This is a genomic window from Rhodococcus sp. A14 (assembly GCF_011603105.1).
In the GTDB taxonomy this organism is placed as follows: Bacteria; Actinomycetota; Actinomycetes; order Mycobacteriales; family Mycobacteriaceae; genus Rhodococcus_F; species Rhodococcus_F opacus.
The window spans coordinates 1-422 of sequence record NZ_JAAOQS010000330.1 but is presented as its reverse complement, the minus strand read 5'-3'; the positions used below and the strand labels follow the sequence as shown (position 1 = coordinate 422).

Here is a 422-nt window from a genome sequence, read left to right as displayed (position 1 = left end):
CGGCAATGCGCGCCACGTACGGCGCAAAATCCTTCACCTTGCCGATGGGGTGCAACACCTCACCAACGACTGCGACGTCCGGCCGCTTCTCGCTCAACTGCTGCCGCGCCAGTTGCGCCACCTGGCGGCCGAATGTGTAGTCCTGCCCGATCAGGTAGACCCTTTTGACGGCCTTGTCCGCGCGAATCACTTCCGTGAGCGCATGCATGCGCATGTCGGCCGATGCGTCAAAGCGGAAATGCCAGAAGCTGCATGCTTCGTTGGTCAGCGCAGGATCGACGGCGGCGTAGTTCAGAAAGAGCACGCGCGCGTCCGGATGACGTTCGTTGTAGCGCGAGATCGACGTCGACAACGCCGCCGCAGCCGCCGAACTATTGCCCTGCAGCACAAAGCGGATGCCCGCATCCGTCGCGGCCTGCAAC

At 63.3% G+C, this 422-nt stretch carries 1 protein-coding gene; it reads right to left on the bottom strand.

Features of this window, described 5'->3' with window-relative positions:
• A partial coding sequence (locus G9373_RS45705; RefSeq protein ID WP_167121416.1) for an ABC transporter substrate-binding protein occupies positions 1–422 on the bottom strand: 422 nt, incomplete at both ends.